General features: G+C 58.5%; 7 protein-coding genes and 1 pseudogene. 3 read left to right on the top strand and 5 right to left on the bottom strand.

What is annotated here, in order from left to right:
* Both HX846_RS31435 and HX846_RS40500 read left to right on the top strand, forming a co-directional pair.
* Window positions 1-3,212 (top strand): bifunctional diguanylate cyclase/phosphodiesterase (locus HX846_RS31435; RefSeq protein WP_178966889.1); only part of this gene is annotated, 3,212 nt, incomplete at its 5' end.
* 107 nt (window positions 3,213-3,319) lie between these two features.
* Window positions 3,320-3,397, top strand: a pseudogene (locus HX846_RS40500) (Hsp70 family protein); the annotation flags it as partial.
* A gap of 386 nt (window positions 3,398-3,783) precedes the next feature.
* Here HX846_RS40500 and HX846_RS31425 read toward each other — a convergent pair.
* The 3 genes from HX846_RS31425 to HX846_RS31415 form a co-directional block, all read right to left on the bottom strand.
* A complete protein-coding gene (locus tag HX846_RS31425; RefSeq protein WP_178966887.1) occupies window positions 3,784-5,748 on the bottom strand; it encodes a hypothetical protein in 1,965 nt (654 codons plus the stop codon).
* A 221-nt stretch (window positions 5,749-5,969) separates the two neighbouring features.
* Window positions 5,970-6,923: a hypothetical protein gene (locus HX846_RS31420; protein ID WP_218166062.1), complete on the bottom strand. Its 954-nt coding sequence runs from the start codon at window positions 6,921-6,923 to the stop codon at window positions 5,970-5,972.
* Window positions 6,924-7,002: 79 nt separating this feature from the next.
* On the bottom strand, window positions 7,003-7,962 hold the full coding sequence (locus HX846_RS31415; protein ID WP_178966886.1) for an adhesin: 960 nt from the start codon (window positions 7,960-7,962) through the stop codon (window positions 7,003-7,005).
* Between the two features lie 162 nt (window positions 7,963-8,124).
* Here HX846_RS31415 and HX846_RS31410 point away from each other — a divergent pair, with 162 nt between their 5' ends.
* Window positions 8,125-8,331 (top strand): hypothetical protein, encoded by a 207-nt coding sequence (locus HX846_RS31410; RefSeq protein WP_134326072.1) that lies wholly within the window; start codon window positions 8,125-8,127, stop codon window positions 8,329-8,331.
* Window positions 8,332-8,506: 175 nt separating this feature from the next.
* On the opposite strand, the gene HX846_RS31405 is transcribed toward HX846_RS31410, so the two are convergent.
* On the bottom strand, window positions 8,507-9,472 hold the full coding sequence (locus tag HX846_RS31405) for a tRNA-dihydrouridine synthase (protein WP_003214454.1): 966 nt from the start codon (window positions 9,470-9,472) through the stop codon (window positions 8,507-8,509).
* Between the two features lie 40 nt (window positions 9,473-9,512).
* Window positions 9,513-9,962, bottom strand: coding sequence for a thioesterase family protein (locus HX846_RS31400; protein ID WP_003214456.1), 450 nt, complete (start codon window positions 9,960-9,962; stop codon window positions 9,513-9,515).
* Between the last annotated feature and the right edge of the window lie 100 nt (window positions 9,963-10,062).

Genomic DNA, 10,062 nt, shown 5'->3' with positions numbered 1-10,062 from the left:
TGCTGGCGGCGCTCAACGCTGCCCGGCTGGGCGCCTGGAGCTGGGAAATCGATACCGGCCGGATCAGTTGGTCCCGAGGCACTCAGGCCCTGTTCGGCTTCGACCCGCGCCAGCCGCTGCCTGAAGACCTGGAGTACCTGGACCTGCTGGCCCCCGAAGACCGCGCCAAGGTGGTCCGGGCCTTTCATGCGGTGCTGGCCGGCGAACCCGCTGTCCAGGCCATGCACCACCGTATCCAATGGCCCGATGGCAGCCTGCACTGGCTGGAAATCAACGGCAGCCTGCTACCGGACAAGGCCGGGCGTCGGCGAATGATCGGGGTGATCCGCGAAATCACCCACCAGCGCGAGCGCGAACACGCCCTCAGCCATTCGGAAAAGCGCTTCGCCACCCTGTTCCATTTGTGCCCGCTGATGGTCCTGCTGACCCGCCAGGCGGACGGCCTGATCAGCGAAGCCAACCAGTATTTCGAAAGCCTGTTCGGCTGGCCGTTGGCCGATGCCATTGGCCGCAGCACATTGGAGCTGGGCCTCTGGGTACACCCGGAACAACGCGCGCATCTGGTCAAGGCCACCCAGCGCAAAGGCGCCCCCATCACCATGGAAGTGCAGTTTCGCGCCAGCAACGGGCAGGTCCACGATGGCACCCTCAGCGCCCAGAAAGTCGAGCTGGACGGCGAGGACTACCTGATCAGCACCTTCCTCGACACCACCGAGCGCAAGAATGCCGAGCAGGCCCTCAAGGACAGCCAGGAACGCCTGGACCTGGCCCTGGACTCGGCGCAACTGGGCACCTGGGACTGGCACATCCCCAGCGGCATGCTCTATGGCTCGGCCCGCGCCGCCCAACTGCACGGACTGGAACCCCAACCGTTCCACGAATCCTTCGAGGCCTTCTTTGAAGGCATGCCCCAGGAAGAGCGCGAGAGCATGCGCAACGCCTACCGCACCCTGCGCGAAGGCCCGGCGGGCAACTACCAACTGACCTACCGCGTACAACTGGAAGACGGCAGTTCGCGCTACCTGGAAAGCCGCGCCCGCCTGTATCGCGATGACACGGGCGTACCGTTGCGAATGGCCGGGACCCTGCTCGACATCACCGACCAGGTTGAACGGGAGCAGCGCCTGATCGCATCCGAAGAAAAATTCGCCAGCCTGTTCCTCGCCAGCCCCGACCCAATCTGCGTGACGCGCCTGGAGACCGGCCAGTTTATCGAGATCAACCCGGCCTTCACCCAGACCTTCGGCTGGACCGCCGCCGAGGTGCTCAACAACAACGCCGAGCAGATCGGCTTGTGGGAGGAGTCCAGCCAACGCCTGCAGCGCATCGAGCAGGTGATCCGCGAACAATCCCTGAGCAACGTGGCAATCACCGTTCATCACAAGAACGGCCAGACCCTGAACTGTGTGATATCCAGCCGCCTGATCCAGGTCAGCGACCAACCCTGCATCGTCACCACCCTGCGGGACATCACCCAACAACAACGCTCGGAAGCGGCGCTCAAGGCCAGCGAAGAGAAGTTCGCCAAGGCCTTTCATTCCAGCCCCGATGCGGTGTCGATCACCGAGCGCGATACCGGGCGCTACGTGGAGGTCAATGACGGTTTCTGCCGCCTCACCGGCTACCGCGCCGAAGAAGCGATCGGCCTGACGCTGTACCAGATCGGCATCTGGGCCGATGAAAACCAGCGCGCGGCGTTATTGGCCGAGTTGCAGATCAAGGGCCGCATTCATCACCTGGAAATGCTCTGGCACAACAAACGCGGCGAAGTGCTGGCGGTTGAAGTGTCGGTGGAGCCCATCACCCTCAATGAAACCCCCTGCCTGTTGCTGACCGCCCGGGACGTCAGCCTGCTGAAAAACGCCCAGGCGCAGATTCGCCACCTGGCCTATCACGACCCCCTGACCAACCTGCCCAACCGCGCCCTGCTGATGGACCGCCTGAGCCAGCAGATCGCCCTGCTCAAGCGCCACAACCTGCGGGGCGCCCTGCTGTTTCTTGACCTGGACCATTTCAAGCACATCAACGATTCCCTCGGCCACCCGGTCGGCGACACGGTGCTGAAGATCGTCACTGCACGCCTTGAAGCCAGTGTGCGCATGGAAGACACCGTGGCACGCCTGGGCGGCGATGAGTTTGTGGTGCTGCTCAGCGGCCTGGAAGGCACGCGCCCGCAAGTCAGCACTCAAGTCCAGGAGCTGGCCGATACCCTGCGCGAACTGTTATCCGAACCGATGTTCCTGGATGGCCACCGCCTGCAAGTCACCCCGAGCATCGGTGTGGCGCTGATCCCCGATCACGGCTCAACCCCGGCAGATTTGCTCAAGCGCGCCGACATCGCCCTGTACCGGGCCAAGGATTCAGGGCGCAACACCATCCAGATGTTCCACAACAGCATGCAGAAAACCGCCAGCGAGCGGCTGCGCATGGAAACCGACCTGCGCCTGGCCCTGGCCCGCGGCGAGTTCAGCGTGCATTACCAACCCCAGGTGGATGCGCGCGGCAACACCATCGTCGGCGCCGAGGCCCTGGTGCGCTGGCAACATCCGCAGTTGGGCGCACAGTCCCCGACGGAATTCATCAAGGTCCTGGAAGACAGCGGCCTGATCCTTGAAGTGGGCACCTGGATCCTCGACGAAGCCTGCAGCACCTTCGCGCAGTTGATTGCCGAGGGCCTGGTAGACCCGCTGAACTTCAGCCTGTGCGTCAACATCAGCCCGCGGCAGTTTCGCCAGAATGATTTTGTCGAACGGGTAGAACGCAGCCTGCGCAACCACCACCTGCCTTATACCTTGCTAAAGCTGGAAATCACCGAAGGCATCGTGATCCAGAATCTGGACGACACCATCAGCAAAATGCGCCGCCTGAAAAAGCTCGGCGTGAGTTTTGCGATGGATGATTTCGGCACCGGCTATTCGTCGCTGACCTACCTCAAGCGCCTGCCGGTGGATGCGCTGAAGATCGACCAGTCGTTTGTGCGCGACGCCACCCATGACCCCAACGATGCGGAGATCATCCGTGCCATTGTGGCCATGGCGCGCAGCTTGAACCTGGACGTCATTGCCGAAGGTGTGGAAACCCCTGAGCAACTGGCGTTTTTGCAGGGGCTTGGGTGTCATTTGTATCAGGGGTATCTGCACAGTCGGCCCTTGCCGGTGGAAGGGTTCAGGCAGGTACTGAAGCGAATGCCTCAGGCCACTTCATCGGAATAAGTCGCACCGGATTTTCCTGATGGGCAGCTGCTTTTTGAGCCTGTAGATTCAGGTGCTTTCCATTTTCGGACACACCTACCATGCAGGATGCAAAGCACTCCCCGGCGCTGCTGGGCGGCGCGACGCGTATGCCTGCGGTGCAACGGATGGTTGCCGCATTGTTTGGCCGTCTCCCCTACCGTCACCCATTGATGGTAGGCCTCGTTGAGGTGACGTGCATGGCTGTTGTCCGCCAGGGACAACATGCCGAACAACTGGTCGCGATCATTGATTCCCCAGCTGCCGTCGAGATCAATAGGGGAAGGACCCGCATAGAAAGCCGGCTCGAGATAACCGGCGCCAGGGTTGATGGACACCATGGGAGCAGACAGGGCATACAGCCAATGCTGTTGAATTTCATCCATGACCAGGAGGTTCCAGAGTCGATGAGAGTAGCCGAGGCCAACTACCTATGCGGACACAGATTGCAAGGCATATGCAGCCGGCCACCATCGGACTTGTCTTTTCTGCGCGCAGAAAAAAGACCACGAGATCTCGTGGCCTGTGTTTCTCAAACTCTGCACCTTTAAACCTAAACCAGCGTTAGCGCGGTGCCCTCTTCATCCATCCAGCTTGATGATTTCAGTGGGTGTTTATACCCGTAATCATCAAAAGCCCCATCAACGACGACAACAGAATGCATGAAGTTCGCCAACGTGCCGGTTGCACCATCTGCCAGCGCCTGGACGCTGCTGCTTCGGGTAAAGGCGAACAAACCCAGACGCCGCAGTGCATCACCAGGGGTCTCGCCATCATTGAGCGTGCTCATCGCCGCTTCAAAGCTCTCGCCGGCACGAAACTCGTGGTTCTCCATTTGCGCCCGCTTGGCGCTGACGGCGTACAGGAAATTCGCATCCTTGAGCAGGCCGGCGTCGGTGCCTTTGAAATTCGAGTGTTCCCGGGCTGTTTTCAGTTCTGCATGGGTCAAGCTGACCTTGCTGGAATCGCGCATCGTCACGGTGTAACCGTCGCGGGTCTCGGTGATGTTTTTATAGATGCCCCGGGGACTTTGCCCATACTTCATCATCGCCGCCTTGATCGCCGATACCGTGACACAGTTCCCCTCGACGCCTTGATAGAATCCACGCCAGATATCCCCAGGCTTGACCCCGACCGGCACATTGGAAATAGGCAGGGGCCGCGAGCTTGAACCAACGGGCACTCCGTCCGGTACCTCCTCGGCGAGCATGTAGCCATAAGATTTGACGATCGATGGCTTGTCACCATTGCTGTGCTGCAGGCCATCCAGTACCAAGGCACTCGAATAGCCAAAAGTACTGACCACCCCGACCGCGCCCTGCTCCTGCATCTTGGCGGGTGGCACGATGCGCAAGAAGCCAGTCATGCCCAAGCCCTTCAACACGCGGTATTCCGTATCGCCTTTGAGCGTGTTCGATAAAACCTTTTCAAACGATGCCCCAGGGTCCTGGTCACCGCGGGTCATCTGCTTGCGCTTCGTGTACGCCGCCAGCATGAAGTTGGCCTGCTTCACCGCGTCGGGGTTGTTCCCAGCGAAACGCGAGGCCGTGGTCGCTTGCTGCAACTCTTGCAGGGAAAAATGCAGTTCGAAACCGTCCTTCATCGTGATGTCATAACCGTCTCCCGCCGGGGTGACTTTCTCGAACATATCCGTGGCGTCTGGACCAAACCTCATCATCATCATTTTTATGACGCAGGCATGGCTGCTGCCATCAACAACCTCACCGAATCCTCGCTCGGCCGCGTTAAATCCGCTGAGAATGTCAACGGGCTTGCGGCCACGCCGGGTGGACGGCGTATCGACGTGGGGAACATCGACCGGAGCAACCGGCACATCTCGCTTGACCGGCTTAGCCGTTTGCCCCTCCTTGTCCAGCACGTAGACGTAGGGACGGTCGGGGCGATATTGACGGTCAAACCGATGCGCCACCCCATCCCGAATCAACGCGGCACCGAAGTTATGCGCCTCCATGACGCCGACGGAGTTCCTGCCGACGAGTTGCTCCGAAGGGATCTGCTGCATAAAACGGCCCATGCCCATGCCCTTGAGCAGGTTCGATGCAGTCTCACCCTGTAAGGACGTGGTCAAGGCCGCGTTAAAGCTGCTGCTGATACGGCTGTCGGAACTGGACAATTGTTTGCGCTTGACGAAGACAGCCAATGCGAAATTCGCGTTTTCCACTGTATTGGCATCACCACCGACAAATCTCGACGCTGACGCAGTGCCATGCACTTCATGATCGGAAACATGCAACTTATAACCGTCTTTCAGCGTAACGTCATACCCCGAGCCAACGCGCTTTACTTCATCAAATAGATCAGCGCGCGCAGGACCGAAGGTCGATATCATCATCTGGATAACAGCAGAATGGCTGCTCGTATCAAAATGCTCACCGAACTGTCGCTCGGTAGAATTCAAAGTACTTACACTGTCGACGGATTTATTTTCACCCCCGTATACACGCGCAGGATGATGGACCGCCGTACTCATTGCATAACCCGTATTCATCGTAATCATGGAGCACTCCTTTAAAGGGCGAACACACAATAGCCCGTGGTAAACGCTGCCACCTGCACGTTGCGTTCAGGCATAAAAAGAAAGTGCATGAACACGGCATACAGTATTTTCTGCACGCGATGAACTGCACTCAGTCAGATAATAAGTTCAACAAGATCTAGTTATAGATTTAACGTGTTGCGCAGCAACGATCATCTTCTTATTGTTTTATGGACGGCCCGTTAGCCAACCAATGCAATAGCCCGTCCAAACCGCGGTCTTCCCGCTTTAGTCCCATACATCTCCTCACACCCATCAACCACTGCTACAGAGTGCCTGCTCCTGTTGACCATACCGATCAATGATTTATCAGCAAACGCACTGACCGGAACTTCTTTCATATGCTGGCGCAAGCCCAGACGCTTGAAGCCTTCCCCGGGCCCCGTTTCGTCCTCACCGTCGTTGAGGCTGTTTATCGCGGATTGAAAGCTCCTGCCTGCAGTCCCGTCATTGTTTTCCAGCATCGCTCGCTTGGCGCTGACGGCAAATAGAAAGTGCGCATCCTTGAGCATGCCGGGATCGCGCATCGGGACAAACTTCGAGCCACGCCTGGCCTGGGCCAATTCATCCTTGCTCAAATCCAGCGCGTACCCGTCACGCATGACAATGTGATAGCCATCACCCTTGGCTTGAACAGACTTGAAGATATCGGTCGGGCTTTGACCGAACTTCGCCATCGCCGCCTTGATCGCCGAAATGGTCACGCAATTACCGTCAGGGCCCTGGCGAAAACCGTTCCATATATTTGCCGGCTTGGCGCCGTTGCGCTTATCGGACAGATCAGGAAGCGGCTGCGGTGTTGGATCCGGCAGGGGTGCATCCGGCTTGGGCAGCACTGCCGGCGGGGGCGCAGGCGTTACCTTGGTCGCAACTGTATTCGCCAGTTCCTTGCCCGCCAGCAGGCCTTGCAACTGTGTAAAAAACTGGGTGAACAGTTCGAGGAGCTTTGCTAACAGCGGGGTGTCGCTGGCTGTGTTCCCAACGGTACTTTGATCGTTATTACCGAACGATGAGAGGACTTGGTTATTAACGAATACCGGCTGCACGGGAACCGATCGTCCTGGTGTGTTGCCGGTTTGCGAATGTTGATAATAGTTTCTGACCGCGCCCGCATTATTGATTTCTGAACAAGACATATAACCATCCTTCATCAAGGGCCCCCCGACGTTTTTTATCGGGAGCGCCTTGTTGAAAAAAACTGAGGAAGTGGCCGACTTACCTGCTTATCCGGCGGCCGGGATTAAACCGCCAGTCGTTGTCGAACGCTCGACGCCTGCCGCTGGTTTCGAACTCAAAGAAATCCTCAGACGGCCCTGGCGAAGTGATGTCCGGCTCCGGCTTATCCGGCTTCGGAGCATCTGGTTTAGGCGCATCCGGCTTCGGTGGGACCGGAGCGTCTGGCTTCGGCGGGACCGGTGCATCGGGCTTCGGTGGGACTGGCACGTCGGGCTTCGGCGGGACCGGTGCATCGGGCTTAGGCGGGACCGGCTTCGTTGCATCCGGGTGAGGGCAATGGCAGTTCATCACTTGGACCGTGACGTTCACGTCGGAACTGCTCCGGGCGTTCGGCTGCACGTCCTTGCCCGATGCGGGGTCTGGCCTGCGGGGCTCTGGCAGGGGTTTAGGCGTTACCTTAACCTCGGAACTCGGGACCGCTGGATTGTTTGCTGGCTTGTCTTTCTGTACTGACACCTCAGGGTTGGTCCCGGACTTGTCCTTGAGTGCAGTGTTCAATACCGGCGAGTTGGTCTCGGCTTTGTCCTTGGCTACAGTGTTCGGCACTTGCGAGTCAGTCCCCGCCTTGTCCTTGGCCGCAGTGTCCGGCACATTCGATTTACTGTCCGCCTTATCCTTCACCGGAGTATCGCTACTCTTTTCGGGTTTAGGCAGCGGGCCAGCATCGGGTACCAACTTGGGCATCCCCCCCTGCCCGGACAGCATGTTCCGTATGGCCTTGAATGCATATTCAAACAACTCGAACAACTTCTCGAGTGCATCCTTGTTGAAGGTGACGGTTCCATCCGTCACCACGGCGGGATTGTTTTTCAATACTGTGCCGGGCGTATTCGCCCGGATTTCGCCGGCGCTCTTGTCGACAGACTTTGGCAGGTCTGCATTCTGCTGATTGAAGTCATTAGTCAAGCGAGGGAAATTATTGACCGACAAATTAGACATAAACAAATCCTTATTCAGTGATTGCCAAAACTCCTTCAGCGGTCTGCAAACAGACCGTCCAGGTTCTGGGCTGGAAACAAACCCGAGTGCTGCACACTCCCTACTTTCGTGGGTGTTGCGAGCATCGGGTTCCGAAAATCGGCCTTCACATAAGGAAATCAAATGAAAATAGAGACTTTATCCTATGGACTTTCCGTAAAACATCATGCTTACCCGGTGGTCGCCGTGGGCAAAATGGATATATCAGGCAACAGTCAGCCGTTAAGGCAAATTGATGAAATCACTCACCCACGCCAGTCATTCATATCTGTGTTATTGCGCGCGCCCCTCATACTCCAACTAACAAAACTTAAAAATATGCGCCGCTGACACCGCAAGACTCTGTAGCAAACAAGAAACTTGCTCACATATATAAAGCAATCAAAAAGCTCTAGCCACGTGCCCACAAACACCCGCTGTTAACGATCCGCGGCCTTATTTCAAGCAAAAAAAAGGGCGCCCACGGCACCCTTCCTACTGAATTGAAACGCTTATATATATGTACTCAATTTTGCAGCGCAACCGAATCAGGCACCCCTAACAATCGTCCTACCTGCTCCAGGTCGGTTTCCCGCCGCATCAGCGTAAATAGTTCAACTGCTTCGGGATAGTTGCGGGTCAGCATCGCCAGCCATTGCTTCAAGCGTCCCGGCGCCTGGCGCTCGGTCAATTGCTCAACGGATTGCCGCCAGAATTCCTGGAGCATGGGTTGCATCTGCGCCCAAGTCATCTCGACCACCTCTTCCCCGGCCCGCGCGGCAGCAATCTGCCGGGCCAGGTCGGGACGAGCCACTAGGCCGCGACCGAGCATGATGTCTTCGACACCACTGATTTCGCGACACCGCCGCCAGTCTTCAACGCTCCAGATATCACCGTTGGCGAACACTGGCACCTTGACCACCTCTTGCACACGCGGGATCCACTCCCAGTGCGCCGGAGGTTTGTAGCCGTCAGCCTTGGTGCGGGCATGCACCACGATATGCGCTGCGCCGCCTTCGGCCAGGGCCGTGGCGCACACCAGGGCACCGTCGGGGCTGTCGAAGCCCAGGCGCATCTTGGCCGTGACGGGAATATGTGCCGGCACCGCACGCCGTACGTGTTCGACGATCTGGTTAAGCAGCTCCGGCTCCTTGAGCAGCACCGCACCGCCACGGGACTTGTTCACGGTCTTGGCCGGGCAACCGAAGTTGAGGTCAACCACCTGAGAGCCCAGCTCACACGCCAGGGCGGCGTTTTCCGCCAAACACACCGGGTCTGAACCGAGTAACTGCACACGCAGCGGCACGCCGGCAGCGGTCTTGGCACCGTGCAGCAACTCAGGGGCGAGTTTGTGGAAATAGGCAGGCGTCAGCAGGCGGTCGTTGACCCGGATGAACTCGGTCACGCACCAATCAATACCACCGACCCGGGTCAGCACGTCCCGCAGGATGTTGTCGACCAACCCCTCCATGGGCGCCAAAGCAATTTGCATGGAAAACACTCAACGAAAAACGTGGCGCAGTTTACTGGTTTCAGACGCTGGCAGGTAATTCGCCTTGCAGCGCAGGGCCATAACCCTCAAGAAATTCCGACGGCATGCGCTTGGGCTTGCCGCTGGACAGTTCGATGCAGACAAAGGTGGTTTGCGCTCGCAGCAAGGTAGCGCCATCACGCGGGCGTACCAGCTGGAAGCGTCGGGTCATTTTCAGGCGCTGGTCCCAGTCGACGATCCAGGTCGCCAACTGCAGCTCATCGCCCTCGTAACCGGCGGCGAGGTAATCGATCTCATGACGCACCACGGCCATCGCGCGATCCAGCCTGCGGTACTCGCTAAGGTCCAGCCCCAGGCGCTGGGAATGGCGCCAGGCGCAGCGTTCGAGCCAGGACACGTAAACGGCGTTGTTGGCGTGCCCCAGACCGTCGATGTCGTCGGCACCGACCTGCAGATCGATGATAAACGGCGTTGCCAAATCCCAGCCCATGGGGTGCTCCCGGTCGATTAATGTCGGCGGCGAGCAGTGTAACCCATGGCTCAGGCGGTTTGGCGCTCCGGCACGTGGCGGCCGGCCAGCAGCGCCAGCA

The organism is Pseudomonas sp. K5002, from assembly GCF_013386655.1.
Taxonomy (GTDB): domain Bacteria; phylum Pseudomonadota; class Gammaproteobacteria; order Pseudomonadales; family Pseudomonadaceae; genus Aquipseudomonas.
This window is presented reverse-complemented; position numbering and strand designations above follow the sequence as displayed.